The sequence below is a fragment of the Synechococcus sp. BIOS-E4-1 genome (assembly GCF_014279995.1).
Lineage (GTDB): Bacteria > Cyanobacteriota > Cyanobacteriia > PCC-6307 > Cyanobiaceae > Synechococcus_C.
In genome coordinates, this window is record NZ_CP047935.1 from 80,864 (window position 1) to 107,041 (window position 26,178).

A 26,178-nucleotide genomic window follows, 5' to 3' on the forward strand; every position below is an offset into this window, starting at 1 on the left:
TGGATCGTACCGATCCTGTTCAACACAAGCTGTGAAGCTTGATGCGCAGGCAACGGAGAGGGCTCTCCCCAACGTGTGAGAATCCCCGGGAACGACCTGGCGTCGACCGATTCACCATGCAAATCCTTAACACCCTCACCGTTCTGGCACTTGTGGTGATGTCCTTTGCGCTGATCGTGGCTGTGCCCGTCCTTTACGCCTCGAATGAGGACAGCGGCCGCTCCAACCGCCTGATCCTGCTTGGTGGCATCGCCTGGGTGGCCTTGGTGCTCGTGAACTGGGGCATGAGCTTCTTCGTGGTCTGAAGCCAGGTCGGCGAGCATCTTTTTTGTCCAGTTCACGTCGGCTGGGTGTGAACATGGAATGAACCGATCAAGGCGTCATGGCCACCTTTGAAGGACGGTTCACTGATGTGCAGGGCCTGCGCATCGCCGTTGTTGTTGCTCGATTCAACGATCTGGTCACAGCCAAGTTGCTGAGCGGCTGCCTTGATTGTCTTGGACGCCATGGGATTGATACCGGAGCAGACAGCAACCAGCTCGATACGGCCTGGGTGCCTGGTTCCTTTGAGTTGCCGCTGGTGGCCCAGCAGTTGGCTCGCAGCGGTCGCTATCAGGTGGTGATCACCCTTGGCGCAGTGATTCGGGGCGACACGCCCCATTTCGATGTGGTGGTGGCCGAAGCCAGCAAGGGGATTGCCACCGTGTCCCGCGACACCGGTGTGCCGGTGATTTTCGGTGTGCTCACAACCGACACGATGCAACAGGCCCTTGAGCGGGCAGGGATCAAGAGCAATCTGGGATGGAGCTATGCCCTGCAGGCTCTGGAAATGGGGTCTCTTGTTAAGGCATTGCCAGCGGCTTGAACGGTGGATTGACCAACTGCCCCTTGGTGGTGCATGCTTCTCGGGTCGTCAGGTGACATTCACCTGCTGGCCTGCGGATGTAGCTCAGTGGTAGAGCATCTCCTTGCCAAGGAGAGGGTCGAGAGTTCGAATCTCTTCATCCGCTTGTTGAATCATTGTTTTCGGATCAGCAGCTGCTGAGAGGAAACGGCTCTGAACCCCATTTGTTCGTAAAACCCGTTGCTGTTGGTGGTCATCAGATACACACGCTCCACCTCACGCAGTTTTGGGGAAGCCAGCAGCGCTTCAACGACCCGCCGTCCAAGCCCACGTCCCTGAAGGTCTCCGGCCACCACCACATCCCAGAGCACGGCCCTGTAGATCCCGTCGCTGCTGGCTCGGCCGAAGCCCACCATGCGTTTGCCGCGCCAAAGGCTCACAACCACCGGGCTGCCTTGCAGCATCCGACGCAGTTGTTGACGGCTGCGGCCCTGGGCCCAGAAGGCGTGTTTATTGAGTAAGCGCCGCAGTTTGAGCAGACCGCGCGTCGGGCGTAGGTTTGGCCCCAGCCCAATCAGGCGCAGGCCTGGGGCTCCTGGTGCATGTTCAACCAGATGGATGCGGGCCATCGTCTTCTGATGCAGGCCTCATCATCCGTCTCACTGCGACCTCACTTGTTGTGTGCACCAAAATTCATTTGTTCCAAGGCTTTGATGCGCCGAGGTCATGACGTCAGTGCCTGGTGAACAGCGGCTTCCTGAACAGCGGCTTCCTGAACAGCGGCCCCAGACCATCCAGCAGTTGTTGCGCGAGTGGCCACCGGGTTATGGCGGTGTTGAACGGGTGGCTCATGAATTGGCGATGGTCTGGGGAGGGGCGGTCTGGAGCCTGGATGCGCAAAACCGCAGCCTGAGCGAGCACGACGCCATCCCTGCCCACTACCCGCGCAGACGACTGGCGCGCACGCCAGCCCTTGGACGTCTGGTCTTGCCGCTGCCTTCGCCTGAACTGTGGTCGTTGTTGCGTTCTGATCAGCCTCTGCATGGTCATCTGCCTTCCATCGGGGTGCTTCTGGTGCTGCTGCTCGCCCATTTGGGCCGCCCCCGGCGTCGTGTTACGGCGCACTGGCACTTCTTTTTCGAACCTGCTTCAGGCTTTAAGGGATGCTTTTTCAGCGTTTACCAGTGGCTGGCACTCAGGGTTGTGTCCTGGCTTCCGGGGGTGATCACCACTTCGCCGTTGCTGAAAGCCGAATTGGTGCGTTGCGGTTGCCGGCCTGAACGCGTTGCGGTTCTGAGCTGTTGTCTCAGCCACGACCAGGAAGCTGCGGCACAAGTGGCGACCGGATCGATGTCTCAACCGCGAGCCAATCGGCCCATGCGGGTGCTGTTCATCGGCCGCTTAGGCAGCTACAAACGACTGGATTGGCTGTTGCACAGTCTTGCCAGTGTCAAGGGCTCCTGGTCGCTGGATGTTGTCGGTGATGGGCCGCGGCGGGCTGAATTTGAAGCACTCAGTCGTGAACTGACTTCAACTCATCGTGATCGGGTCGTGCGATTTCATGGCCGCTTGTCGGAGGCCGACAAACTGACTCAGCTGCTGCAGGCCGATCTGCTTGTTCTGCCCTCGCAAAGCTCCAATGAGGCGTTTGGCATCGTTCAACTGGAGGCGATGGCTGCTGGTTTGCCCGCTCTCGCCTTTCAGCGTTGGCGTTCGGGTATGGGTTGGGTCTGTCAGCTGGCTGATCTCGACTGGTCTCAGACGCCGGAGGATTTGCCGCGGGTGCTGCAAAAGCTTGCTGATGACCCGGCTCTGCTGTGCCATCTCGGAGTGCAGGCGCGCCTTCGCTACGAGCAATTGTTCTGCCGCAGCATCTGGCTGGATCGGCTCAACCACTGGAGCAAACCCCTGAATCGTTCCCAGACCCCGGTAGGCTTTCGGGTCCGAGGGTAGTTGTCGACACCATGCTCAAGCTCCTGCTGGGTGACCCCAATGCCCGCAAGCTGAAGCGGTATCAGCCGATTGTTTCTGACATCAATCTGCTGGAGGAGGAGATCGCCCCGCTGACTGATGATGAGCTGCGCGCCAAGACGACTGCGTTTCAGCAACGTCTGGCCGATGCCGGAAGCCTTGAGAATCAGCGCCCGATTCTCGACGAGATCCTGCCCGAGGCGTTCGCCGTGGTGCGCGAAGCCGCCAAGCGGGTGCTGGCCATGCGTCATTTCGATGTGCAGTTGATCGGCGGGATGGTCCTGCACGAGGGCCAGATCGGTGAGATGAAGACCGGCGAGGGCAAGACCCTGGTGGCCACCCTGCCCAGCTACTTGAACGCTTTAACGGGCCGTGGGGTTCACGTCGTGACCGTGAATGATTATCTGGCCCGTCGTGATGCCGAGTGGATGGGTCAGGTGCACCGTTTCCTGGGCCTTTCAGTGGGCCTGATTCAGCAGGATATGGCTCCTGCTGAGCGTCGCATCAACTATGGCTGCGATATCACTTATGCCACTAATTCCGAGCTCGGGTTTGATTATCTGCGCGACAACATGGCCGCAGATATCAGTGAAGTGGTTCAACGCGAATTTCAGTATTGTGTGATCGATGAGGTCGATTCCATTCTGATTGATGAAGCCCGTACGCCTCTGATTATTTCCGGTCAGGTTGAACGTCCGCAGGAGAAATACCAGAAGGCTGCTGAGGTGGCATCAGCCCTGGCGCGTGCAGCTGAAATGGGCAAAGACGGTATTGATCCTGAGGGTGATTACGAGGTGGATGAGAAGCAGCGCAGCTGCACTCTCACCGATGAAGGCTTCGCCAAGGCCGAGCAGATGATCGGCGTCAATGACCTCTATGACCCTCAGGATCCCTGGGCTCACTACATCACCAACGCTCTCAAGGCCAAGGATCTGTTCACGCGCGATGTGAATTACATCGTGCGTGATGGTGAAGCGGTGATCGTGGATGAATTCACCGGTCGTGTGATGCCTGGTCGCCGCTGGAGTGATGGCCAGCATCAGGCGATTGAAGCCAAGGAAGAATTGCAGATCCAGCCTGAAACCCAGACGCTGGCTTCAATCACTTATCAGAACTTCTTCCTGCTCTATCCGCGACTGGCGGGCATGACCGGCACGGCCAAGACGGAGGAAACCGAGTTCGAAAAGACCTACAAGCTTGAAACCACGATTGTGCCTACCAACCGGGTGCGTGCCCGTCAGGACTGGGTTGATCAGGTGTACAAAACTGAAGAGGCCAAATGGCGTGCGGTGGCGCAGGAGACCGCTGAGGTGCATCAGCAGGGCAGGCCCGTGTTGGTGGGCACCACCAGCGTTGAAAAAAGTGAGTTGCTGAGCTCCCTGCTGGCGGAACAGAACATTCCCCACAACCTGCTCAACGCCAAGCCGGAAAACGTGGAGCGGGAGGCTGAAATTGTGGCTCAGGCCGGTCGCTCCGGCGCCGTGACCATCGCCACCAACATGGCCGGACGTGGCACCGACATCATCCTTGGCGGCAACAGCGATTACATGGCCCGTCTCAAACTGCGGGAGGTGTTGTTGCCCCGGCTTGTGCGGCCGGAAGAGGGGCATCGCCCGCCGGTGCCGCTGCAGCGCAGCACCGATGGTGGTGATGGCTTTGCAGCTAAAGCAGCGCCGGCTTCCGGGCCCCATGGCAGTGCCCCCAGTGAAGCCAAGGCCATCGGCAGCCTCTATCCCTGTCAGCTCACCGATTCAACCGACCAGGCTCTTGCCGGCTTGGCCAGGGATCTGGTCAAGGCCTGGGGCGACCGCGCTCTCAGCGTGATCGAACTGGAGGATCGCATCGCAACAGCTGCTGAGAAGGCTCCCACCGACGATGCCCAGATTGCGGCTCTGCGTGCTGCCATCGCCATGGTGAAGGCCGAATACGACGAGGTCGTGAAGCAGGAAGAAGGCCGGGTGAGAGAGACGGGTGGCCTGCATGTGATCGGTACCGAGCGTCATGAGTCGCGCCGTGTTGACAATCAGCTGCGTGGACGCGCCGGTCGTCAGGGTGATCCAGGTTCAACCCGCTTTTTCCTCTCTCTGGGCGATAACCTGTTGCGCATCTTCGGCGGTGAGCGCGTAGCCGGACTGATGAATGCCTTCCGTGTGGAAGAAGATATGCCGATTGAATCCGGCATGCTCACCCGCTCTCTGGAGGGAGCCCAGAAAAAGGTGGAGACCTACTACTACGACATCCGCAAGCAGGTGTTCGAGTACGACGAAGTGATGAACAATCAGCGCAAGGCGGTCTATTCAGAGCGCCGTCGTGTGCTCGATGGTCGCGAGCTCAAGAAGCAGGTGGTGGGCTATGGCGAGCGCACCATGAACGAGATCGTGGAGGCCTATGTGAATCCCGACCTGCCGCCCGAGGAATGGGACGTGGCGCAGCTGGTGAGCAAGGTGCAGGAGTTTGTTTACCTGCTTGAGGATCTCAAGGCCGAGCAGTTGCAGGGTCTATCGATGGAGGAGCTCAAGGCCTTTCTGCAGGAACAGCTGCGTAACGCCTATGACCTCAAAGAGGGTCAGATCGAGCAGCAGCGTCCAGGCTTGATGCGTGAGGCCGAGCGCTTCTTCATCCTTCAGCAGATTGACACGCTGTGGCGTGAACACCTGCAGGCCATGGACGCCCTGCGCGAATCGGTGGGTCTGCGCGGTTATGGACAGAAAGACCCCCTGATCGAATACAAGAACGAGGGGTACGACATGTTCCTGGACATGATGACCAACATGCGCCGCAACGTGATCTACTCCATGTTCATGTTCCAGCCGGCACCACCAGCTGCTCAGCAGACAGCCACCGCCTGAGGATGAGCGTCATGCGAGGCTTTCAAGGCTTCGAATGCATGTTTGTGTCAGCTGTTGGTGAGGGAGTGTTCCTTGCGAGCTGTAGTCTCCGTCTCTCCTGATCAGCCTGGTTCCGGAGTTGACTTATGACGGCTGAAACTCTGAAAACCGTCTCTGGAGCATCGATTCAGGGCCCGTTGCTGATCACTCCCCAGATCTTTGGTGATCGCCGTGGCTATTTTTTTGAGAGCTGGAATGAGCGACGTTTCCGCGCCGAACTGATCGCTTCAGGCTGTTCTGCAGATGAGGCTCAGGCCCTCCGCTTCCGGCAAGACAACCACTCTCGCTCAAGTCGTGGTGTTTTGAGAGGCTTGCATTTTCAGTTACCTCCCGAGCCCCAGGGCAAGCTCGTGCGTTGCAGCTTTGGCAGCATTTTTGATGTGGCGGTTGACCTACGCATGCATTCCTCAACGTACGGGCAGTGGGTGGGAACGACTCTCAGTGCCGACAACCACCAGCAGCTTTGGGTGCCAGTTGGTTTTGCCCATGGGTTTCTGACCCTCAGTGAGGTCGCTGAGGTGCAATACAAGGCCAGTGGTTTCTGGAACCGCGAGTGTGAACGCTCTCTGCGCTGGGACGATCCAGCCCTGGCGATTCAGTGGCCTCTGGAACAGCTCTCTGGAGCTGCACCCTCTCTCGCTGAAAAAGACGCCGAGGCTCCAAAATTGGTGGTCTTGGAAGCGGCAAACGAGGTGTTTGCTTGAAAGTTCTGCTCACTGGTGCCAGTGGTCAGCTCGGCCAGGCGCTGATTGCATCCAAGCCTCCCCGGGTGCAGTTGATCAGCACGAGCCGCAGTGGAGGCCAAGGCCTGGAAGCTCTTGATCTGGCGGATCACGATGCTTGCCAGAGAGCGGTGCAGGACCATCTCCCCGATTGGGTTCTCAATGCCGGTGCTTACACCGCTGTGGATCAAGCTGAATCGGAACCTGTGCTGGCGCAGGCCGTGAACGCGGGTGCACCGCGTGCTCTGTCGCAGGCCCTGGCCTCGTTTTGCCCAGGCGGTCGTCTGTTGCAGCTGAGCACGGATTTTGTCTTCAACGGAGAGCAGGGGCGTCCCTATCAAACGGATGAGCGCCCTGATCCCCTCGGGGTTTACGGCGCCACCAAGGCGTCTGGCGAACAGGCTGTGCGTGAGCTGCTGGGCACAGAAGGGGATGGCCGTGCCGCGATTTTGCGGACCAGTTGGGTGTACGGCCCGGTGGGACAGAATTTTTTGCTGACCATGTTGCGTTTGCACCAGCTGAAGTCAGAAGCCAAGGAACCGCTTCGGGTTGTTGCTGATCAGGTGGGCTGTCCTACCGCCACGTTTGGCCTGGCCCAGACCTGCTGGACTGTCATCGCCCGTCAGGCCGCTGGAATTCTGCATTGGAGTGATGCTGGTGCTGCCACGTGGTTTGACTTTGCCGTTGCGATTGGGGCTCAAGCCGCAGCACGGGGTCTGATCTCGTCAGCTGCTGAGGTGAAGCCGATTCGCACCAGTGATTACCCCACCCCAGCCCATCGGCCTGCGTATTCCTTGCTCGATGGCACGTCGACTCACGAACGCCTGGGAGTGTCCCCCCGCCATTGGCAATCCATGCTTGATGAGGTGCTGGGGGAGCTCAATGAATGATCCCCGCACGCTGCTCGTGCGTGCGGTGATGTTCGACTGGCTCGGGCAGCTGTTGATTCTGGCGCTGGTGATGCTGTTCCCACGCCTGGCGGGGTTACCGAGTGATGGCATGACGTTGTTCAGCCAGACAGGCTGGTTGCTGTTCATGGTTTTGCTCTATCCAGCCCTGGGATGGTTGTTTGGCAGCTACACCGTGTTGCGCTGGCGCCGGCTGACATTGCCCGTGCTTTTGCAGCGTTTGCTGCTCACCGCTGTAGCGACACTGATGGTTGTTGCCATCGTTCGTTGGCTTTTGAACCCTGGAGTTGAGTTGTGGCTCGTGCATCGCAGGGTTCAACTCCTTTGGATGACAGGGGTCAGTGGCTGGGCGTTTGCGGTTCGGCTGGCGATGCGCCGTGGACTGTTGTTACCGGAATCACCTCGCTTGTTTTTGTTGGCGGAGCCCGATGAAATTGCGCAAGTCATGCGGGCCTGGAAACGCGTGCCTGAGCGCCAGAGACTCTGGCCTACGCAGCCTGAAGTGTTACTCGAACGGATGAAGCGAATGGACGAGCCTTTGCTGCTTGCGATCACTCCAGCGCTGCGTCAGCACTCTGAATTGCTGCCGCTACTGGAGTGCTCCGAGACCAGTGATCCTCGTGAAATTCGGATGTTGTCGCTGCTCAGCTTGTTTCAACAGCAGCAGGAGCGTTTGCCTCCAGCCTTTATCGGCCAGGACGGTCTGGCCTATGACGACCTTCCCTGGGCTGCCACCTTCAGCGTGCAGGCCCAGCTCAAACGCATGGCCGACCTGCTTGTGGCAGCAGCCCTGCTGCTGATCACATTCCCCTTCGTTGTGATCTCCGCCCTGTTGATCTGGATCGAAGATCAGGGGCCAGTGTTTTACACGCAGCAGCGCAGTGGCTGGCTGGGTCGCCCTTTCTGGGTGATCAAGTTACGCACAATGAGCGTTCAGCCCAGTCACGAACCGCCGTCCTGGACCAAGCCTGGAGACCGTCGGATTACATCCGTGGGTGGTTGGCTGAGACGGTTTCGCATTGATGAATTGCCTCAACTGTTCAATGTGCTCAAGGGAGAGATGAGTCTGATCGGTCCGCGACCTGAGCGACCAGAAATGGAGCAGGAGCTCGAACGACAAATCCCGCATTACCGAAAGCGCCACTGGATGCGACCGGGGTTGAGTGGTTGGGCTCAGGTCTGTGCTCCCTATGCAAGCAGTGTCGAAGACTCTGATCTCAAACTGTCCTATGACCTTTATTATCTTTTGAATTTCAGTACCTGGCTGGATCTTGTGATCCTGTTCCGCACTATCAAGACGGTGCTTAAAGCAGGTGGTCGCTGATCGCTCAGACGATTCTCAGTGTTCAATCATATTTGGGTCACATCCTGCTCAAATCGTTGGTCTAGGTTGAAGTTAGAGAGTTTTAAATATCCTTTTGTCAAGTTATTTCCATCAGCATCAGTCATTAGGGCATCAGGCAGTTCCTGCTCAAGCAAGTGATCCCAGTGTTTTGAGTGGGCTTTCGATTGCTCCTGCACAATTAATCGATGAGTTGAGTGTCAGCATCACTCGCCGGGCAGTGGTAATTGACGGTTTTCTTGATTTCTACATGCAGTCTGCGGGCGGCGTTGTCAATGTATCGGGCGGAAGTTCGGGTGGGCAAGTGATTCAGTCTGTGCCCATTCCTTTGGTCGATCAAGAATTTGTTCGCTCGGTGATTGCAAGGCTTGATGCAATTATTGATCTGGATTTCCGTGTTGTTGATCGTGCCGCAGCCGCTGATATTGATCTTTTTTACGACACTGGCATTGATTTAGGTGATCAAGAAACAACACTTGGTTTGGCGGTTTCATCCGGCCAAGATTGGGAGTTATTCGTTAACTACCCCCCACTCCAAGATGATGAAGCCTATCGTCGTTATGTGTTTCTTCACGAGCTTGGGCACGCACTTGGCTTGGAGCATGCCTTCGATTCTTCCGATGGTGATGTTTCGCTAGGGATTACAGATCCATGGAGTAGTAACTACCCAGAAGAAACTGTGATGGCTTATCGATCTCCATTGTTTGGGCAATGGCCCGATTTCTTTACTGCCAATGACCTCAATGCGTTGGCAGCCATTTGGGGGCCTGAGCAACAGCAATTATCAAGCTTGGGTGAAGCTCGTGAAGGTGGAGATTATTCAGAGGCCTTTCTTGGTGGTTTGGGTGACGACATGATCCGCTCCAAGGGCGGAGATGACATAGTGAGCGGTGGTTTAGGTGTTGATGCTTTATTTGCTGGTGATGGTGATGACTGGATCAATGGTGATCAGGGAGATGATCGCCTTGATGGCCAGTTGGGTGATGATTGGATTCATGGTGGCCTCGGCAATGATTGGTTGAATGGTGGATCAGGTAATGATTGGCTTTCAGGTGGTGTTGGTGCTGATGCATTTGTTCTGTCTGAGGGTTTCGATGTGGTGACAGATTTTGATTTTTTCTCTGGAGATCGTGTGCTGGTTGCTTCAGGATCAGAGTTCAGGATTCTTCAAGTTGGGGCTGATTTGCAAGTTTCTGCTGATTTTGGTTCCCTGAACTTGCAAAATGTTGATAGATCGATGATTCCATTGTCTTCTCTGGTCCAGCAGATTTGATTTTATTTTTGACTGGTTGATTGGATGGTATTGGACTCATGAGTTGTGTTGTGTGGCTTGGTTTTTGGCTGCCCTGTCAGTCTTTCAGTTTTAAATGATGTGAGAGCTTGATATGTGACGTGATTTCAGATTCAGTGCTGGCACGTTGCCTTTGGACGACTTGTGACATGAGCGATGGATCAATGAGTTGGTCCAATGCAACAGATTTAAATGCACTTTAGAGTTGGTTCTCAATACTTTGAGATCATTGTTGGCTCACTTCTTCGATGGATAAAAATTAAGTGTCATTCACTTTCCAATCGATCCACTGATTTGTTTCTGGCTTCCATGCGGCCGTTGTTGTGGCAGTATTCATGCAGTGAGGATGCATGGGTTGGCTCAGTCTCGAAAAGGCATCATTCTTGCGGGCGGTAGCGGCACCAGGCTGCATCCGATTACGAAGGCCGTCAGCAAGCAGTTATTGCCTGTCTACGACAAGCCTATGGTGTATTACCCATTGAGCACTCTGATGCTGGCAGGGATCAGGGACGTGTTGATTATCACGACCCCATCAGATCAAGCGGCATTTCAGAGTTTGCTTGGTGATGGACGTCAATGGGGTATGCGTTTGAGCTACGCGGTCCAGCCCGATCCGGACGGTCTGGCTCAGGCTTTCTTGATTGGCGCTGATTTTTTGGACGGTCATCCTGCAGCATTGGTGCTCGGAGATAACCTTTTCCATGGCCAGGATCTTGTGCCTGATGATTTATCTGATCAGGGTGCCACCGTTTTTGCTTATCCCGTGAGAGATCCTGAGCGCTACGGGGTTGTTGATTTTTCTGCTGATGGACACGTCATCAGCATTGAGGAAAAGCCAGCAAGACCCAAGTCGCGTTACGCCGTGACTGGTCTCTATTTTTATGACAGCACTGTTGTTGATCGCGCCAAAAAGGTCAAACCCTCTGCCCGTGGTGAACTGGAGATCACGGATCTCAATCGTGATTATCTCAAGGATGGTTTGCTCAAGGTTGAGCTGATGGGTCGAGGGATGGCCTGGTTGGATACTGGAACCTGTGATTCTTTGCATGAAGCATCCAGCTATATCCGTACACTTGAGCATCGACAGAGTTTGAAAGTGGGCTGCCCTGAAGAGGTGGCCTGGAGGCATGGCTGGATTTCTGATGATCAGCTTCGGGCTTTGGCTGAACCTTTGAAAAAGAGTGGTTATGGCAATTACTTAATGCAGCTTCTGGAAAACGGATGCCGACCAGATTCAAAGGCAGGTCTCCTAGGAGTTTGAGCTGATCATCAGCCACTGATATTTGCAAATCCACTGATATATGATCTGCTTCTAGAGAGTCGGGTAGAGCGAGCTTCCATTTGATTTTTTGAATTGGTTGATTGTTCGTTATCCTTTGCGAATATGATGATCTGAATCGAAGTTGGTTTAATTTTTCTCGCTTTTGCGTGTTTGTTGCGGTAACTTTCTCGCAGGTTTAGATATTTTGGCACTTGTTTTGATTGTCGATTCATTATTGCCGTCTGATATTATTGTGTAATATAAGGCTTGGATCGGCGCGCATGACATTCTCTATTTTTGCTTTGTAATTGTTGGCTTTGATTGTCTCACTTAAGCGGAGGGATGTGTTCTGCTTCGATCGTTGATTGGAAAATGGGTTGATTGGCGTTTGCAAAAGAAGTCAAGCTTGAACAGCAGCTCGCCTTTCTGGGCATTTGGGGGTTTATCCTTCCATCAGGATTTGAATTGTGATGTCTTTTCACCTGCCAGCTGATTTCCGTGTGTTGGTGACCGGGGGAGCTGGATTTATTGGGAGTTCTGTCGTGCGCAGGCTTTTGCATCACTCAGATGTTCAGGTCTTCAATCTGGATAAAGTTGGTTATGCCAGTGACCTCACAAGCATCGGTGACCATCCCCATCACCATTTACTCAGGGTGGATTTAGCCAATGCCGAGGCTACGCAGGAAGCGGTCCGAATCGCGGATCCGGATCTCGTGATGCATCTTGCTGCAGAAAGTCACGTCGATCGTTCAATCGACGGCCCAGGCATATTTATTGAAAGCAATATCGTTGGGACTTTTCATTTACTTCAGTCCGTGCGTCTCCACTGGGAGCAGCTGGCGCCCCATCGCCGTGATCGTTTTCGCTTCCATCACATCAGTACGGATGAAGTGTTTGGTTCGCTGGGAGATCAGGGACGCTTTTCTGAAACCACTGCTTATGATCCTCGCAGTCCGTATTCTGCGAGTAAGGCTGCTAGCGATCATCTTGTTAATGCATGGCACCACACCTTTGGTTTGCCTGTCGTTCTGACCAACTGCTCCAATAATTATGGTCCTTGGCAGTTTCCAGAAAAGTTGATTCCCGTTGTCATTCTCAAGGCCATTGCAGGTGAATCTATTCCTCTTTATGGAGATGGTTTGAATATCCGTGATTGGTTGTATGTTGAAGACCATGTTGATGCTCTTCTGCTTGCAGCAACGCGCGGTCGAATCGGCGATCACTATTGTGTCGGAGGGGCCGGTGATCATGGCTCTGCGAGTGAGCGAAGTAATCGCGATGTTGTTGAAACGATCTGCTCGATTCTTGATCGAATCAGGCCACAGAATGAGCCCTATGCAAGCTTGATCAAATGTGTGTCTGATCGGCCAGGGCATGATCGCCGATATGCGATTGATGCCAGCAAAATATCCAGAGAACTTGGTTGGAAGCCGCAGCACAGTTTTGAGGAGGGCTTACAGGCCACGGTTGAGTGGTATTTACAGAACCTTGACTGGTGTCAAGCGGTGCGTGAACAATCGGGATACGACGGTGAGCGGATTGGAATTACCGATCAGAGCGCTGTTTCGGGTTCATGAGTGAGTCAGAAGCTCCATTACGATCTTTGATCCTGCTCTTGGTGGCGTTTCATCCTTCTGAGCGGGAGGTGAATTGTTTGAACACATGCTTGAGGTCCCTTCCTGAGAATATTGGTTATGCAGTTGTTGCGAATGATTATCTGCCTGGTGAGCCGATCGATCTTTTGGCAGAGTATGCAGATAGTTGGCTATGCAACTCAGATAACCCAGGTTATGGAAGAGCAGTTAATCGCCTGGTTAAAACTTTGCCAAATATTCCCAAGTATTTAGGCGTTCTTAATACTGATCTTCAGTGGAATAACGGTACTTTCGCGACGATGATGTCCTGGATGGATCAACATCCAGATGTGGTCCTCGTTGCGCCTCGGATTCTTGACCCGTCAGGCAATGAACAGAAGCTCTGCAAGAGAAATCCCACTGTATTGGGATTGTTGAGCCGGCGATTCATTCTTGATTGGTTCAAGCCTGGTTGGTTGAAGCGCTATGACCGATGGTATGTCATGGCTGATTCTTCGTATGAAGATCAATTCGACGTTCCTTATTTGAGTGGATGTTGCATGGTGATGCAATCCAAGCCTTTTTTGCAGATTGATGGCTTTGATGAGCGCTATTTCCTTTATCTGGAAGATGCGGATTTAACCCGTGAGATGTCTTTATGGGGTCGTTGTCAGCATTTTTCAGGTGCCTCCGTTGTCCATTCCTGGGGGCGCGGAAATTATAAAAGTCTCAGGTTGATGGTCGTGAATTTTCAAAGCGCCTGGCGTTATTTTTGTAAGTGGGGTTGGAAGTTCTGGTGAGCAATTATGAAGTCGTCATGGCCACTTGTAATGGTGAGCGCTTCCTTGAACAGCAAATTGCATCAATTTGCAGGCAGACCATTTTGCCTAAGCGTTTGTTGGTTGCTGATGATTGTTCTTCGGATCAGACATTGGAATTACTGCACCATTGGCAAAAAAAGAGTGATGTGCCGCTTGAGCTTTTAACAACAAGGGAATCTGGGCGCTTGGGAAGTTGTCGTAATTTTGAACGACTTCTCTATGCGAGTAAGGCGTCTCACGTGATGTTGTCTGATCAAGATGATGTTTGGGATGTTGATAAAGCCGCACGCCTACTGCAGCAGATGGATGCTCTGGAGCAGCGGCTTGGTGCTGACCAGCCCCTTCTCGTGCATGCTGATCAGCGCCTGATTGATGCTGAGGCTCATCAGATTCACCCTTCCTTTCATCGTTGTCAGGGCTTGCATCCTGAGCGTGATGGCCTGTTTGAGATCGGGCTGCAGAACGTGGTGACGGGTTGTGCGTTGCTGCTGAATCGATCGGCGGTTGAGCGATCTCTGCCCTTCCCAGCAGAAGTGGTTCTGCATGATTGGTGGCTGGCTCTTGTGGCCGCCCAGGCGGGTGGTTTGTTCTATTGGCCCGAAGCTTGTTCAAGTTACCGGCAGCATCAGGCCAATGTGGTGGGCGCGCGGGGATGGCGCAGGCAGTTGATCAAACGACTTCGAGATGTTGATGCTTTGCACTTCAGGCGTTCTGCTCAGCGATTGATCAGTCCTGGTTTATTGCAGTTGCGGGCATGTCTGAACCGTTTTGGTCCGCCAGAGAGTGCAACCAGGCTTGAACGGTTGTGGAGTGCTTCGGTTTGGGTCCGTTTGTCGACTGCATTGAGGCTGGGATTACGCAAACATGGCTGGTGGCGTACAGCGGGTTTTTATGCAGCATTGTTGTGCTCCAGGCCATCACGACATGAGTCGTCTTGATGCGAATTCTTCTCGCTGTTCATCAGTTTTTTCCTGATTTCCGCGCTGGTACGGAAACGCTCACGAGGCGAACGGCGGAAGAACTGCAGAGACGTGGCCATCAAGTCTGGATTCTCACCGCTGGCCCTTATGAGCCTGGTTGCCCAACCTGGCAGCGTGAGAGCTGGGAAGGGCTTGAGCTGGTCCGTTTGAATCCACCTCCTGAGGCTTCTCCTTTTTTGGGGGGAGTCGCTCAGAGTTATTGGAGGCCTGAACTGGAAGCTGGCTTCATTGCCTTGCTTCGGGATCTGCAGCCCGATCTGTTGCATGTGTTTCATCTGCGTCGGCATACCCTCACCCTTGTTCAGGCTGCCCAGCGTTGCCGCGTGCCGGTATTGGCCAGCCTGACTGATTACTGGATGGTCTGCCCCTCCGGCCAACTGCAGTTTCCTGACAATTACCTGGCTCGGCGCTTCGGTCCTCCACTGGCCTTCATCTTGCTTTGGCTCTGGCGTTGGCTCTACCCCTTGTTCTCGTTGATCCCCAGGAGTCCTTTTTCGGCTCTCAAGCGGCGCCCTTTGTTGATGGCCCAGGCGTTTGAGCGATTTGAGCAGGTGTTGGTTCCTTCCCAGTTGATGTGGAGCACGTTTGCAGACATGGGTGTCTCGACCCATCATTTCGCGTTGTGCCCCTATGGCATTTCTCTGCAAGGCCTTGATGCACTGCCGCAGCGGAAGCCCTGGGCCGGGCCGGAGCAGCGATCACTGCGTGTGGGTTTCATCGGTAGTTTCAATCAGGCCAAGGGTGCCCACGTGTTGCTGGAGGCCTTGTCTTTGATGAGCGGGATTCAGTCTTGGGAAGCCGTTCTTTATGGCAACCCAGCAGATGATCTTGACTATTGGCATAGCTTGAAGCGGCAGACTGAAGCACTGCCACAGGTTCGCTTTGGAGGCGTATTCGCTTCAGATCAGGTGTTTGAGGTGTTGGCGTCTCTCGATGTTCTCGTTGTGCCTTCGCTTTGGCGAGAGAATGCGCCCTTGATTGTCTCGCAGGCCAAGGCCAGTGGACTGCCGCTCTTGCTTTCAGATGTTGATGGAATGGCAGATCAGGTGGCTTCCGGCATGAATGCCATGCTCTTTTCGCCGGGCGACAGTCGAGGATTGGCTGCTGATCTCAGCCAATTTGTTCGTGATCCTCTGGTTCTGGCGGCCTTGGTGAATCGTGGAGGTGTTCCACGAACGATTGCTGATTACGGCGATCAGCTCGAACAGATCTACGCTCGCGTGATCAGGCGTTAAGGCATGCAGGCCGTTGTTACCGGTGCCAGTGGCTTCATTGGTTCCCATCTGGTGGATGGTCTGCTGCGTGCGGGGTACAGGGTCAAGGCCCTGGGGCGTCAGCTTCCAGGTTTGATCAGTGCTGAGGCGCAGCTCCATCCCGATCTGACGCTGTCTTCCGTGCCATTGGCAGATGGCCTGGCTCTGCAGCAAACGCTGGAGGGTGCGCAGGTTGTGTTTCATCTGGCTTGCGGGAGTCTTCCCCAGACCTCCAATCGCGATCCACAGGCGGATGTGCAGGTCAATCTGCTCGGATCATTGAATTTGCTTGAAGCGGCGCGTCTCACCGATGTGAAGCGCTTCGTGATGGTGTCGTCGGGCGGAACGGTGTATGGCGTGCCTCGAGAGGTGCCGATTCCAGAAACCCACCCCACAGATCCCATCTGCTCCTACGGCATCACCAAGCTTGCAATCGAGAAATATGTGGTTCTTTATCGCCAGTTGCACGGCCTCGAGGCGGTGGTGCTGAGGGTGGCGAACCCTTTTGGTCCGCGTCAGCGCCTGGATGCAACACAGGGTGTGGTCCCCGTGTTCCTTGGCCGAGCCCTGAGAGGCGACCCCTTGCAGATCTGGGGTGATGGAACAACCGTGCGCGATTTCCTGGATGTGTCTGATGTGGTCGAAGCCCTGTTGATGGCGGCTCGCTCTCAATCGGATCAGTATCTGTTCAACATTGGCTCCGGCCAGGGTCTGAGCCTCAACCAGCTCGTTGGTCTGTTGGAGGTCCAGCTGCAGCGATCCCTGAATGTTGAGTATCTGCCCTCAAGGGGATGTGATGTTCCCACCAACGTTCTCTGCATTGAACGAGCGAAGCAGGCTCTGGGTTGGACGCCCAGGGTGTCTGTCGCTGAGGGGCTTCAGCGTCTTTGCGACAGTCTTAACGACTGAGCCCAGGCACATGTGTCATGGCATAGCGCTTGCCGTTGGCCATGCAGATCTGAGGGAGCAGCCGCTCGATGGCATGCAGCATGGTGCCGTCATAGCCCAGGGGTTCTTCTGGATAGTCGTCCCAGTTCAGACCAAGGTTGTAGAGGTTGCTCAGGGCTCCTTGACGAGTCCAGAACATGGTGCCCACTGGAAAGTTGATCGCTTGCGGCAGTTGTTGGATCCCAAGACGCTCAGCCACTTGTTCAGCATGGGCGCGGTTTTCAGTCCAGCCCAGGCAGCCGGGATCATCGGGAAACACCAGGCCAAGATCGGGATCGCTGTTGATGGCGGCAAGGATGATGTCGGCCATGGGTTGCTCGGCATCACCGAGCAGGTTGGCCAGAAGAAAATCACGCCAGCGCGCGGCTGTGCTGCTATCGATCAACACACTTTTTTTGGTGTGCAGATGCCCGTGAATGGTGTAGTCGCGATCAAGCTTTTGGCCCAGTTCGCTGAGCAGGGGTCCGATGTCGCGACCTCGGTTGGGCACCGGGTGAAGGCTGGCTTCCAGCTGGTTGTTGTGCAGGATTTGGCAGATCTGTGATTCGATCGTTGGATCGCTGAAGCTCAGAAAAAGATCTGGTTTCACTTTGCTTTGACCAAGGCGATCCAGGATGGGGGCCAGTAACTCCGGATAGAACACGTGTATGTGTAGGGCGACCTCGCTGGAAGCGGGCAAGCGTTTGATCACATCTCGGGGTTGAATGGTTGGCACCAGCCAGGGACCCTTGGGTTGTCGTTTTCGATGCCAGTGTGCGAGCGGGTCACGGCGGGAACCCTGAACAAGTTGGTGCTCCCTGTAGATCCCTGGATGAAAACCTGGAAAAGGTTTTCGTGCCTGGATATTGCTGCGCCAGCTGAGTAAATAATGTTGGTTCAGCTCCCGCTCAGTGAACCGTTGCATCGGATAAGCAAAAGTGGCATTCACAAGCTTCTTCTGACGCAGCAGAAGGAGTTCGGCTTCTTCCTGCTCAACTTCAGTACGGCTGATTCCAGCCAGCTTGATCAGAGCCTTGATGTAGGAGGGCATGTGGAACCAGCGTCTGGCCTGTTCGCGGCTGAGGGCTCCCAGCTGTTTCATCCGTTCAGGGGAGCGCAGAAGTGCCACAGCTTTGCGGGCCATGGCGGTGCAATTGAAGTAAGGGGCCACGCCGGCTGAGTGAAGGAGGGGTTGCTGTTCCAGCAGATTGGCGATTCCGCAGGCTTCGGCGAAGCAGAGCACCGGAGTTCCTGCCAGCATCGCGTCGATCGCCACATTTGGCAGTGGGTCGAGACGTGAACTCACAACAAAAAGATTGCTGCGATCGATCAGGTCCTGGTATGCCGGTGATTCATCCAGCATCACAAGATGGTTGGTCAGCCCGCTGCGGATGATCTGATCTTTCAACCAAATCGAGACGTTGAAGTCATAGTCAGGTTCGTAACCGCTGCCGATCCAGGCGAATCTCACTTTGAGCTCTGGCGCCTGCTGAATGATTTCAGCCGCCATGGCCACAAACAGATCAACACCTTTGCGGGGTTGCACAGCTCCGGCACCCAGCACCAGGAGGGTGTCCTGGTGGAGCTGTTGCAGAAAGGTTGCGGCGTCTTGAACGTTGCTGCTCTGTTGGGCTCGTTGTGGTTTGTCTGTTTGGGTCTCTTCGGGCAGCTTGCACTGCCCTTGGGGAAGCACGGCCACCTGGACATCGGCGAGATCGTTGCAATGGCAGAGCACGTCTCGCCAGGTCAGTGGTGTTGAACACACCACGCGCGAGGACCACCGGCCAATCTCGTTGAAGATGTCGAGTGGCTTGACGTAAGTCACGAACTCATGCAACAGGCAGAGGCAGACAATCCCCTCTCCGCGCAAGGGCTCCAGAAAAGGAGCTGAAACCACTGAATTCACTAATGCAAATTCAGGATTTCCCTGCTTGCAGGCCGTTTTGAGTGCACGTTTGACCAGTTTGCGGTTCACAAACGCCAGCCTTGCCTGGATCAAGGCAGTGCCGCTCGCTTGGAACTGCTGGCGTAAGGCTCCGCCTTTCAGCAGCATCACCACCACGTTGTGGCTCTGGCTGAGTTGCTGCACCAGATTGAGAGCCAGGATCGGTGCCCCTGTGGCGGAGGCCTCATGACTCACCACGATGGCGGTAGGTCGGCTGGGCTGGAAAGGTTGTCCGCCCGCCTGCATCTCCATGCCAAGACTGGTGAGCAATTGGATGTAGGCCAGACGGGAATAGTGCTTGATGCGCCGTCCAAACAGGGAGTTCTTCAAGGCGTGAGCGGTTGGGATGCGCGGCATCAGCGATTCTCTGCGGCAAAAGCGAGTTGCAGCCATGGATGGCGATGCAGCAGCAGACGGCTGAGTTGTCGTTGGCGTTGATTCGTCTGGCTCTGCAGCATCGATGTGCCGTGCTGGGTGTAGGTGGCAAGGGGTTGTGGGTACAGCACGCCATGCCAACCGGCCTCGATCAGCTTGCACCAGAAATCGAAATCCTCCCAGCCTCCGGGGATGTGGCTGTAACCACCAACGGCTTCCCAGGCGCTGCGACGCACCAGTGCCATCGCGTCAATCATGTTGCCGGCTCGCAGTTGCTCGCGCTGCCAGGGATGGCCGCCTCCCACCAATCCCAGAGGCTGCCCGTCGTCATTGCAGATCCGGATGAGCGGATGCACAACAGCGGTTGTGTCCGGGCTTGCTTTGGCCAGTCCAAGGCAAAGCTCGCAGGCCCTGACATCGATCTGATTGTCAGCATCCAGCACCCAGCACCAGGGAGCTGAAGCAACGGCAAACGCGGTGTTGCGTGCAGCAGCCAGGCCTGAATTCTTGTGGTGTTTCAGTAGCTTCGCGCTGCAGAATCGTTGCCCGTGTGCGTCCAGCCATTCATGGCAGCATCTGAGGCTGTCGTCGGTGGAGGCGTCATCGACAATCAACAACTCCACGGCGGGCAGGGATTGACCTAGACAGCTCTCCAGTGCGGCAGGGATCCGTTCGGCGTAGTTGTAGGAGCTGATGCAGATCGAGATTTCGGGCGGCAGGCCACTGGCGTGCTGCCAGAGCACCTGCGATGTTGGTGATGGTGTGTGGATCGTGCCCGGGGCAGGTTTGCCTGCCTTGTGCCAAGCCAATTCCTCCAGCAGTTCCTCGGGGTTGATTGGCTGTTGAAAACAGAGCACACCCAGGCTCTTCCAGAGCAATGGCTCTGATGATTGGGGATTGATGCGCACAAGATTGAGGCCGGCGCTGCAGCAAGCTTGAACCCATGCCGCGAGCAGCCTGGCTTGCTCTGGAGAGAGGGCCGGCGCGGGGGGAAAGACAGGCAGATGCAGGAGCGCAGCAGGGAGCCTTTGCCAGCTGTCTTCTGGTTCGCTGCTGCCCAGACAGAGCCACTCCCCGCCAAGCATCACCAGTGCTTCGGGGCAAGGCAGGCCTAACTGGGCGGAGGCTTCAACGTTGTTGCTGTTGAGCCAGCCCTCGCACGCTGCGTTGTGGAGGGTGTGGTGAATGCTGAGCTGTTCAGCATTTACTCCGAGAAGCCGTAACAGCTTCACCTGATCGGGATCGGGATCGAACACCCGCTCCACCTTGGTGAGATGCAACAGCTGTTTTGGGTCTTGCGCCGTGATCTCGAGCGTTTGCAGATGCAACGCCGCGTCTCTTGCTGCTTCAGCCGAGCAAATCTCAGGATTGCTGCCTGGGCTGAGTGGCAGGTGGTGGATCCACAGGTGTGTCGTCCAGTCCTCCAGGGAGCCGCCAATCAAGCCAAGCCTCAGTCTCTGAGGGAGAGGCCCTCCCTGGTCGGCACTGGGGTCATCGCCGGGGAAGCCTGGATGGTTGAGACATCTCAGTTGAGCAAGGCTGATGGGAGCAATGCCGCTTTGGGTCCAGGCTTGGATCCCAGCAGCCTGGAGTTCACTTTGATCACTTCCCAGAGCCGTGAGCGCTCGGCTCCAGGGGTGCTGATTGGGCGTTGAGAGGTTCCGGGGGTTGAGACGCGCCGATGGCTCCGGTTGTCGTCTGGCCCATTGCCGCAGTGCTTCCACCGACCCGGCTGCGGCCTGTTCTAGTTGTCGATGCCAACGCCTGACCTTGCGCTTCAGGAGGGGGGATTGGCCGTGGGTCTGGCTGCGGCGATAGTCAGAGCAGATGCAGCCCAATGCCGTTTGCAAGGCGGTTGGATCGTCGTTGTCTGGCCTGCAGAAGGTTTGCAAGGCCTGGATCTGAGTTTCGGGCGCATCAAACCACCTGCTGTAACTCACCACATGCAGAGGCAGATCACCAGCGTCGACCAGCAGTTGCTGCTGATGGCGAATCCACAGTGCCTGCGCTCGCGCGCTGGTCATCTCGGTGGCTGCTGCATCGCGGTTGATGAGCGACGTGACCACCTCTGCAGGGTCACGAAAGGCGAGCAGCAAGCGTAAGGTCAGATTCAGCTCAGCAGCCACATCTCGCCAGAGCGGCAAGAGCAGAGAACTGCGCGGATCCTTGATGGCCCAGGGCCCTGATTGTTGCTGCTGATCGACCGTCAGCAGCCGTTTGAGGCAAATGGCGGCGCGCTGGGCGCGCGGCGTTGTTAACCAATCCTGAGGAAGCGCCAGGGTGCCCTGTTCGCTGGGCCACCAGCGCTGGAGATCAATCAGCAGCTCTTCCTGCAGGGCCGTGATGTCTGATCGCTCGAAGTAGCCAGCGGGATTGTGGTCATCAGCGGGGATCAGAGGCCCTGGCAAGGCGACGCCGAGGGCCTCGAGAATCGATCCCAGCAGGGACGTGCCACTGCGGTGCATGCCCACCACCAGGATCAATGGCGCACGATTCATGCTGCGATTCCTGCTCCATAGACACGCTTCTGCCATGCGTCCCAACGTGGGTTCACAGCCGCGATGCGCTGTCGCTCGGCTGAGCTGAAGCCAGGTTCGGCTGGCCTGATTGGCCGTGAGTTGTCCCGTGGTGGCGCTTGAAAGGGTGCTGTGCCAACTGGCAGCAGAGGCAGCAGCAGGCGGTTGAGATCGTCATGCAGTGTCTCGAGACGCAACGCGGTGACCTGCTGATCGACTTCAAAGTATTGGAGCCACCAGTCGGCAGCCACCCAGGTTCCGCCCAGTCGCAAGGAATAGGACAGACCACTGCGCACGGGTTCGAAATCCAGATCCGGCAAGTTCATGTGCCGGCGTTTATGTTCCCAGTCGCTGATCAACCAATCTTCCAGACGTCGGCTGGTGATGAAACGTTGGCGTGCGTTGGCACGCCATACTCCTCGACTCTCTCGCAGGGCCACGGAGTCATGCTTGAGGGGCGTCGAATCATCGTCCACTTCAACCCCGCTGAACTGCCTCTCATGAAACAGACGGTTCATCGAGGTTCCCCCGGTTTTGGGAAGATGAAGCCAGAGGAAGGAATCAGCGATGATCATGACGCGATAAGCCCTCCAGCAGGAGCAGTGTATGGATGGCCGGCTGCCGGACTTTCTTGGAGTGGGCGTGCAGAAGGGGGGCACCACCACCCTGCAGGCCATGTTGCAGGAGCATCCTGGGGTCTTTCTGCCGCCCGCCAAGGAACTGCAGTTTTTCAGTCTTTATTACGGCGAGGGAGAGGAGTGGTATCGCCAGCAATTTGTGGCGGCGCAGCCGGGGCAGCGCTGCGGCGAGATCACGCCCTACTACCTGTTTCACCCTGAGGCTCCGGCCCGCATCCGGCGATTGCTGCCGGATGCGCGCCTGATCGTGCTGCTCAGGGATCCGGTGCAGCGTTGTCTTTCGGGGTTGTTCCATTCCCGCCGGTTGGGCCTTGAGCCGCTGCAAGTTGAGCAAGCCCTGGAGGCTGAGCCGGGCAGGTTGGTGGGGGCGGAGGCTGTTCTGGCGGCCAACGATGGTCGCCACTTGTCCCACCAGGTGCACAGCTATCTGAGTCGCAGCCGCTATGAGCAACAGCTCATGCGCTACGAGCAGTTGTTCCCAAGAGAGCAACTTCTGCTACTGCGCAGTGAGGATCTGTTTGGGAACCCTGAGGGCCTGTGGCAGCGAGTGCTGGCGTATTTGCAGCTTGAAGATTGGCCGCTACCCCATGAGGTAGGGCGGCTCAATGCCGGTGCCGGCGAAGCCAAGCATCTGGATCCAGCCCTGGTGCAGAGGCTGCGCCGGCAGCTGGCTTCTACATATGAGGCGATGGAGCGGCGATATGGGTTGCAATGGTGAGCTGTTAAGGTCCCTTTCGTCAGATCAGTGATCCATGGGTTGGTGGTGGCGTCGAGGCAACCGGATGGCTGACGCGACTTCCTCGGACAAGGCCCAGGGGCCTGAAGGCATTACCCAGATCGGCCATCGAGATTATGTGGGTGGTCTGTGGGATGAGATTGGTGAGCTCCAGTTCAGCTTTCTCAAGCAGCAGGGGTTGCGGCCGGAGCAGGTGCTGCTCGATATCGCCTGTGGATCCCTGAGATTGGGGGTCAAGGTGATCCCCTACCTGCAACCGGGCCATTACCTGGGGATGGACAAAGAGCAGCAGCTGCTTGATGCGGGTGCTCACCAGGAGCTGGGGGAGACGTTGCTGGCGAGCCAGCGCCCGAAGTTGTTGTGTTCCGCCGATTTTGCTTTTGAGCAGTTTGCAACGCCGGTTGATGCGGCGATCGCCCAATCCTTGTTTACCCATCTGCCGCCGCCGCTGATCGGCCATTGTCTCGAGAAGCTGCGGCCGTGGCTGAAGCCGGATGGTCGCTTTTTTGCCACATTCTTCGAGGTGGAGCAGGAGAGGGATAATCCAAGTGATCCCCACGACCACGGTTATTTCGCCTATACGCGCGAGCAGATTGAGGCGTTTGGCGCGGATCAGGGCTATCAGATGGACTACATCGGTGACTGGGGCCATCCGCGCGACCAGGTGATGGTGGTCTACCGCCACCCGGATTGTTGAAAGCCCTCAGCCGCAGCCATTCATCGAGCCTGATCTGAGATTGGGCAGTTTTGCTTTCGAGAGGACTGTGTGGCCTTAAACGCTGGCACCTGAAATGGATGGAGCCTGTCCAGACCAACCAGTTCAGTTCAAGGCGCCGATCGAACCGCTGGCCACCAGTTCCATCAAAGCCAGCTGGCGCTGCACGCAGTTGGCCAGCCGGAAGTGCTGCAGCATGGTGGCCCGTGCCGCCTCGCCCAGCTCCTGGGCCAGTTTGCGCTCGCTGAGCAGTTCGGCAATCGCTTGCGCCAGCTGTTGCGGTGCAAAAAAATCCACCAGCAAGCCGTTGTGGCGATCACGGATCACCTCCTGCACCGGCGCAGTGGCCGAGCCCACCACGGCACAGCCGCAGCTCATCGCTTCCAGCAGGCTCCAACTCAGCACAAAGGGATAGGTGAGATACACATGCGCCTGGGAGAGCTGCAGGATCGGGATGAACTGCTCATAAGGCACCTTGCCGGCGAAATGCACGCAGCTCGGGTCGTACTGGCCTTCGATTTCCGCCAGGAACTTATCCTTCCATTCGCCATCGGGGCAAGCGGCGCCGTAGCTCACACCACTGGTTTCACCCACGATCAGCAGTTGTGCGTCCGGAATGAGCTGCTGCAGATGCGGAATCGCGCGGATCATCGTGTGGCAGCCGCGATAGGGCTCCAACCTGCGATTCACGAAGGTCACGATCTTCTGGCCCGGGCTGAGCACGGTGCCGTCGGCGAGGGTCACAGCCTTGGGATCCTTGCTGGGACAGGCCTTGTCGGTATCGATCCCGTCGTGAATCACGCTGATGCGATCGTGCCAGGCGGCCGGATAACTGCTGCGCTGAAACTGTGTTGGTGTCACGCACCAGCTGCTGGCTTCCAGATTGACCAGCTGATTGGTGGTTTTCATCCGCAGCCGCGCGCAGCCGGCCCAGTCGGGTTCGCCCTGCAGTTCGGGATCGAAGTCGTAATCGAAGCCGCGCGTGTTGTAAAAGAATTCCTGGTAGGTGAGCAGTGGCACCTGGGGCCATACATCGCGCAGGAAGAGCAGTTCACCCCAGCCGGGGTGGCCGCAGATCAGATCCGGCGTGAAGCCTTTCTGTTTGAGCTGGCTGGCGGCGCGAGCGCAGGCTTCGGCACGCAGCACCTTGCTTTCGATGTCCTGCACCCAGGGATGGATTCCGGGCTGATTGCCGCGCGCCAGGCGGTAGCGGAAGTAATGCATGCCGCTGGGCAGCACCTCTTCGCTCTCCTCGATCCCCAGCCCCACGAGCTGATGGCCCCCCAGGGCTTCCAGTGCCCGCAGAATATGAATGTATTGGCCCGGGAAGCCCTGGTGCACGAACAGCAGCTTCATGGCAAGCGCTTCTGGCGTGGCTCATTATGATGCCGCAGCTTTAAGGCTTGATCGTGTCAGCTCTGCGCCTGCGGGTGGTGATCCCCCACTTCTTCCGGGAGGGGGCCAGCGAGGGTAGCGGCGGCTATGGCTCCGGGCGCAGCGGCAATCGCCTGCCGCGTTGCCTGGCGCTGGCTCGCTGTCTGGGAAGCGTTCTGGCGCTGAACCGCGCTCCGCGTGACTGGATTCTCAACATTGCCGAAGAGCAGATGGAGCTCACGCCGACCTCGTGCCTGGCCGGTCTGGCAGAGCTGCAGGTTGAGGTGCATCTGTTCGTGTGCGGGGAACACTGGCTGCAGGAGGTGGTGGAGCTGTATGCGCCCCGGCTGCAGCTGCACCATCTGGATCTGGAGGATCCGCGTCAGCTGCCCCTGGCGGCGGTTCGCCAGCTGCTCGACATGCCAGCCCCTGCTGATCTTTCGCTGTATCTGGAAGATGATCTGGTGATTCAAGATCGGCAGTATGCCGACAAGCTGGCCTGGTTCCACAAGCGCACGGAGCACCGTTGCGTGCTGATGCCCCATCGCCACGAGCTCGCGGTGGCCCATGCACCGCAGCATCTGTATGTGGATGGGCCAATCAAGAAAGAGGGAGAGATGCAGCCGGTGTGGGCTAGTGATGAAACAGTGGTGGCCAGCGGTCGCTTCTGGGATGGCCAGGATCTCAGCTTTGTGGAGGCCTCGAATCCCCATTCTGGCAGCTTCTGCGTAAGTGCCCCTCAGTTGGAGCAGCTGCGCAGCGCCGCCTGGCCGCCGCCAGATTTTGTAGGCCCACTGGAGACCGCGGCAACAGGCACGCTGCTGGGTCGTTTCCCGGTGCTCAAAACAAGTTGGGCCTGCCGGGAGTTTCTGACTCTCGAGCACGGCAATCCATCGTTCCTGCCGCTACTAGTTGAGCTGCCCCAGCGGGAGCGCCCATTGGGGCCGTAACCTGCGCGCTTAGGATGGGTTAACCCCTAATCGAGCAAACCGATCTCAAATATGTAGCCTCTCGTGGCTTAGATTACATAGTTATCAAAGTTAGATTTTACAAACGGCTAAGGCGTCAGGCTTTGCAAATGGTTTTTTATCGACGCA

At 56.6% G+C, this 26,178-nt stretch carries 22 protein-coding genes and 1 tRNA gene; 18 read left to right on the forward strand and 5 right to left on the reverse strand.

What is annotated here, in order from left to right; translation table 11 throughout:
• Nucleotides 1-116 precede the first annotated feature (116 nt).
• The 3 genes from psbZ to SynBIOSE41_RS00400 all read left to right on the forward strand — a co-directional run bounded on the left by psbZ (nt 117) and on the right by SynBIOSE41_RS00400 (nt 1,010).
• Nucleotides 117-305, forward strand: a complete 189-nt coding sequence (gene psbZ / locus SynBIOSE41_RS00390; RefSeq protein ID WP_011932021.1) for a photosystem II reaction center protein PsbZ — start codon at nt 117-119, stop codon at nt 303-305.
• A 77-nt stretch (nt 306-382) separates the two neighbouring features.
• A complete protein-coding gene (gene ribH, locus SynBIOSE41_RS00395) occupies nt 383-865 on the forward strand; it encodes a 6,7-dimethyl-8-ribityllumazine synthase (protein WP_186539203.1) in 483 nt (160 codons plus the stop codon).
• A gap of 73 nt (nt 866-938) precedes the next feature.
• Nucleotides 939-1,010, forward strand: a tRNA-Gly gene (locus SynBIOSE41_RS00400).
• 7 nt (nt 1,011-1,017) lie between these two features.
• Here SynBIOSE41_RS00400 and SynBIOSE41_RS00405 read toward each other — a convergent pair.
• Complete coding sequence (locus SynBIOSE41_RS00405) at nt 1,018-1,473, reverse strand: GNAT family N-acetyltransferase (RefSeq protein WP_186539204.1); 456 nt, start codon at nt 1,471-1,473, stop codon at nt 1,018-1,020.
• Between the two features lie 97 nt (nt 1,474-1,570).
• Here SynBIOSE41_RS00405 and SynBIOSE41_RS00410 point away from each other — a divergent pair, with 97 nt between their 5' ends.
• The 12 genes from SynBIOSE41_RS00410 to SynBIOSE41_RS00465 all read left to right on the forward strand — a co-directional run bounded on the left by SynBIOSE41_RS00410 (nt 1,571) and on the right by SynBIOSE41_RS00465 (nt 16,764).
• Entirely contained in the window at nt 1,571-2,797 is a 1,227-nt protein-coding gene (locus SynBIOSE41_RS00410) for a glycosyltransferase family 4 protein (RefSeq protein ID WP_186539205.1), read from the forward strand.
• A gap of 11 nt (nt 2,798-2,808) precedes the next feature.
• A complete protein-coding gene (gene secA / locus SynBIOSE41_RS00415; RefSeq protein WP_186539206.1) occupies nt 2,809-5,664 on the forward strand; it encodes a preprotein translocase subunit SecA in 2,856 nt (951 codons plus the stop codon).
• A gap of 125 nt (nt 5,665-5,789) precedes the next feature.
• Nucleotides 5,790-6,407, forward strand: coding sequence for a dTDP-4-dehydrorhamnose 3,5-epimerase (gene rfbC / locus SynBIOSE41_RS00420; RefSeq protein WP_186539207.1), 618 nt, complete (start codon nt 5,790-5,792; stop codon nt 6,405-6,407).
• Complete coding sequence (gene rfbD / locus SynBIOSE41_RS00425) at nt 6,404-7,315, forward strand: dTDP-4-dehydrorhamnose reductase (RefSeq protein ID WP_186539208.1); 912 nt, start codon at nt 6,404-6,406, stop codon at nt 7,313-7,315. Before rfbC ends, rfbD begins: the two co-directional genes overlap by 4 nt.
• On the forward strand, nt 7,308-8,657 hold the full coding sequence (locus tag SynBIOSE41_RS00430) for a sugar transferase (protein WP_186539209.1): 1,350 nt from the start codon (nt 7,308-7,310) through the stop codon (nt 8,655-8,657). Before rfbD ends, SynBIOSE41_RS00430 begins: the two co-directional genes overlap by 8 nt.
• A gap of 94 nt (nt 8,658-8,751) precedes the next feature.
• A complete protein-coding gene (locus SynBIOSE41_RS00435) occupies nt 8,752-9,948 on the forward strand; it encodes a M64 family metallopeptidase (protein WP_186539210.1) in 1,197 nt (398 codons plus the stop codon).
• A 364-nt stretch (nt 9,949-10,312) separates the two neighbouring features.
• Nucleotides 10,313-11,227: a glucose-1-phosphate thymidylyltransferase RfbA gene (gene rfbA / locus SynBIOSE41_RS00440; RefSeq protein WP_186539211.1), complete on the forward strand. Its 915-nt coding sequence runs from the start codon at nt 10,313-10,315 to the stop codon at nt 11,225-11,227.
• 470 nt (nt 11,228-11,697) lie between these two features.
• Complete coding sequence (gene rfbB / locus SynBIOSE41_RS00445) at nt 11,698-12,804, forward strand: dTDP-glucose 4,6-dehydratase (protein ID WP_186539212.1); 1,107 nt, start codon at nt 11,698-11,700, stop codon at nt 12,802-12,804.
• A gap of 89 nt (nt 12,805-12,893) precedes the next feature.
• Nucleotides 12,894-13,601 carry a glycosyltransferase family 2 protein gene (locus SynBIOSE41_RS00450; protein WP_255475881.1) on the forward strand — a complete coding sequence of 236 codons (708 nt, stop codon included), beginning with the start codon at nt 12,894-12,896 and terminating at the stop codon, nt 13,599-13,601.
• 17 nt (nt 13,602-13,618) lie between these two features.
• Nucleotides 13,619-14,560 carry a glycosyltransferase family 2 protein gene (locus SynBIOSE41_RS00455; protein WP_222930560.1) on the forward strand — a complete coding sequence of 314 codons (942 nt, stop codon included), beginning with the start codon at nt 13,619-13,621 and terminating at the stop codon, nt 14,558-14,560.
• The gene (locus SynBIOSE41_RS00460; RefSeq protein WP_186539215.1) at nt 14,560-15,837 is read left to right on the forward strand and encodes a glycosyltransferase; all 1,278 of its coding nucleotides are present in this window, start codon (nt 14,560-14,562) and stop codon (nt 15,835-15,837) included. The genes SynBIOSE41_RS00455 and SynBIOSE41_RS00460 overlap by 1 nt, the downstream gene beginning before the upstream one ends.
• Before the next feature lie 3 nt (nt 15,838-15,840).
• The gene (locus tag SynBIOSE41_RS00465) at nt 15,841-16,764 is read left to right on the forward strand and encodes an NAD-dependent epimerase/dehydratase family protein (protein ID WP_186539216.1); all 924 of its coding nucleotides are present in this window, start codon (nt 15,841-15,843) and stop codon (nt 16,762-16,764) included.
• Here the strand turns inward: SynBIOSE41_RS00465 and SynBIOSE41_RS00470 are convergent.
• The 3 genes from SynBIOSE41_RS00470 to SynBIOSE41_RS00480 are packed head-to-tail and all read right to left on the reverse strand — an operon-like array spanning nt 16,754 to nt 22,193.
• The gene (locus SynBIOSE41_RS00470) at nt 16,754-19,120 is read right to left on the reverse strand and encodes a rhamnan synthesis F family protein (protein ID WP_186539217.1); all 2,367 of its coding nucleotides are present in this window, start codon (nt 19,118-19,120) and stop codon (nt 16,754-16,756) included. The genes SynBIOSE41_RS00465 and SynBIOSE41_RS00470 overlap by 11 nt on opposite strands.
• Nucleotides 19,084-21,600, reverse strand: a complete 2,517-nt coding sequence (locus SynBIOSE41_RS00475) for a glycosyltransferase (RefSeq protein WP_186539218.1) — start codon at nt 21,598-21,600, stop codon at nt 19,084-19,086. The genes SynBIOSE41_RS00470 and SynBIOSE41_RS00475 overlap by 37 nt, the downstream gene beginning before the upstream one ends.
• Nucleotides 21,597-22,193 (reverse strand): hypothetical protein, encoded by a 597-nt coding sequence (locus SynBIOSE41_RS00480; RefSeq protein ID WP_186539219.1) that lies wholly within the window; start codon nt 22,191-22,193, stop codon nt 21,597-21,599. The genes SynBIOSE41_RS00475 and SynBIOSE41_RS00480 overlap by 4 nt, the downstream gene beginning before the upstream one ends.
• 31 nt (nt 22,194-22,224) lie before the next feature.
• Here SynBIOSE41_RS00480 and SynBIOSE41_RS00485 point away from each other — a divergent pair, with 31 nt between their 5' ends.
• Both SynBIOSE41_RS00485 and SynBIOSE41_RS00490 read left to right on the forward strand, forming a co-directional pair.
• Nucleotides 22,225-22,974: a sulfotransferase gene (locus SynBIOSE41_RS00485; RefSeq protein WP_186539220.1), complete on the forward strand. Its 750-nt coding sequence runs from the start codon at nt 22,225-22,227 to the stop codon at nt 22,972-22,974.
• A gap of 64 nt (nt 22,975-23,038) precedes the next feature.
• Nucleotides 23,039-23,689 carry a class I SAM-dependent methyltransferase gene (locus SynBIOSE41_RS00490; RefSeq protein ID WP_186539221.1) on the forward strand — a complete coding sequence of 217 codons (651 nt, stop codon included), beginning with the start codon at nt 23,039-23,041 and terminating at the stop codon, nt 23,687-23,689.
• 123 nt (nt 23,690-23,812) lie between these two features.
• Here SynBIOSE41_RS00490 and SynBIOSE41_RS00495 read toward each other — a convergent pair whose 3' ends face one another.
• Nucleotides 23,813-25,048 carry a glycosyltransferase family 4 protein gene (locus SynBIOSE41_RS00495; protein WP_370594162.1) on the reverse strand — a complete coding sequence of 412 codons (1,236 nt, stop codon included), beginning with the start codon at nt 25,046-25,048 and terminating at the stop codon, nt 23,813-23,815.
• A gap of 68 nt (nt 25,049-25,116) precedes the next feature.
• On the opposite strand from SynBIOSE41_RS00495, the gene SynBIOSE41_RS00500 reads away from it, so the two are divergent.
• Nucleotides 25,117-26,031 (forward strand): hypothetical protein, encoded by a 915-nt coding sequence (locus SynBIOSE41_RS00500; protein WP_186539223.1) that lies wholly within the window; start codon nt 25,117-25,119, stop codon nt 26,029-26,031.
• Nucleotides 26,032-26,178: the final 147 nt, after the last annotated feature.

What these genes read in the sequence shown, in the direction of transcription:
- SynBIOSE41_RS00410 (WP_186539205.1), top strand. Translation starts at nt 1,571, where the DNA reads ATGACGTCAGTGCCTGGTGAACAGCGGCTTCCTGAACAGCGGCTTCCT.
- SynBIOSE41_RS00430 (WP_186539209.1), top strand. Translation starts at nt 7,308, where the DNA reads ATGAATGATCCCCGCACGCTGCTCGTGCGTGCGGTGATGTTCGACTGG.
- SynBIOSE41_RS00470 (WP_186539217.1), bottom strand. Translation starts at nt 19,120, where the DNA reads ATGGCTGCAACTCGCTTTTGCCGCAGAGAATCGCTGATGCCGCGCATC.
- SynBIOSE41_RS00490 (WP_186539221.1), top strand. Translation starts at nt 23,039, where the DNA reads ATGGCTGACGCGACTTCCTCGGACAAGGCCCAGGGGCCTGAAGGCATT.
- SynBIOSE41_RS00480 (WP_186539219.1), bottom strand. Translation starts at nt 22,193, where the DNA reads ATGATCATCGCTGATTCCTTCCTCTGGCTTCATCTTCCCAAAACCGGG.
- SynBIOSE41_RS00455 (WP_222930560.1), top strand. Translation starts at nt 13,619, where the DNA reads ATGGCCACTTGTAATGGTGAGCGCTTCCTTGAACAGCAAATTGCATCA.
- SynBIOSE41_RS00405 (WP_186539204.1), bottom strand. Translation starts at nt 1,473, where the DNA reads ATGGCCCGCATCCATCTGGTTGAACATGCACCAGGAGCCCCAGGCCTG.
- SynBIOSE41_RS00475 (WP_186539218.1), bottom strand. Translation starts at nt 21,600, where the DNA reads ATGAATCGTGCGCCATTGATCCTGGTGGTGGGCATGCACCGCAGTGGC.
- rfbB (WP_186539212.1), top strand. Translation starts at nt 11,698, where the DNA reads ATGTCTTTTCACCTGCCAGCTGATTTCCGTGTGTTGGTGACCGGGGGA.
- ribH (WP_186539203.1), top strand. Translation starts at nt 383, where the DNA reads ATGGCCACCTTTGAAGGACGGTTCACTGATGTGCAGGGCCTGCGCATC.
- SynBIOSE41_RS00485 (WP_186539220.1), top strand. Translation starts at nt 22,225, where the DNA reads ATGGATGGCCGGCTGCCGGACTTTCTTGGAGTGGGCGTGCAGAAGGGG.
- rfbC (WP_186539207.1), top strand. Translation starts at nt 5,790, where the DNA reads ATGACGGCTGAAACTCTGAAAACCGTCTCTGGAGCATCGATTCAGGGC.
- SynBIOSE41_RS00460 (WP_186539215.1), top strand. Translation starts at nt 14,560, where the DNA reads ATGCGAATTCTTCTCGCTGTTCATCAGTTTTTTCCTGATTTCCGCGCT.
- SynBIOSE41_RS00465 (WP_186539216.1), top strand. Translation starts at nt 15,841, where the DNA reads ATGCAGGCCGTTGTTACCGGTGCCAGTGGCTTCATTGGTTCCCATCTG.
- secA (WP_186539206.1), top strand. Translation starts at nt 2,809, where the DNA reads ATGCTCAAGCTCCTGCTGGGTGACCCCAATGCCCGCAAGCTGAAGCGG.
- psbZ (WP_011932021.1), top strand. Translation starts at nt 117, where the DNA reads ATGCAAATCCTTAACACCCTCACCGTTCTGGCACTTGTGGTGATGTCC.
- rfbA (WP_186539211.1), top strand. Translation starts at nt 10,313, where the DNA reads ATGCATGGGTTGGCTCAGTCTCGAAAAGGCATCATTCTTGCGGGCGGT.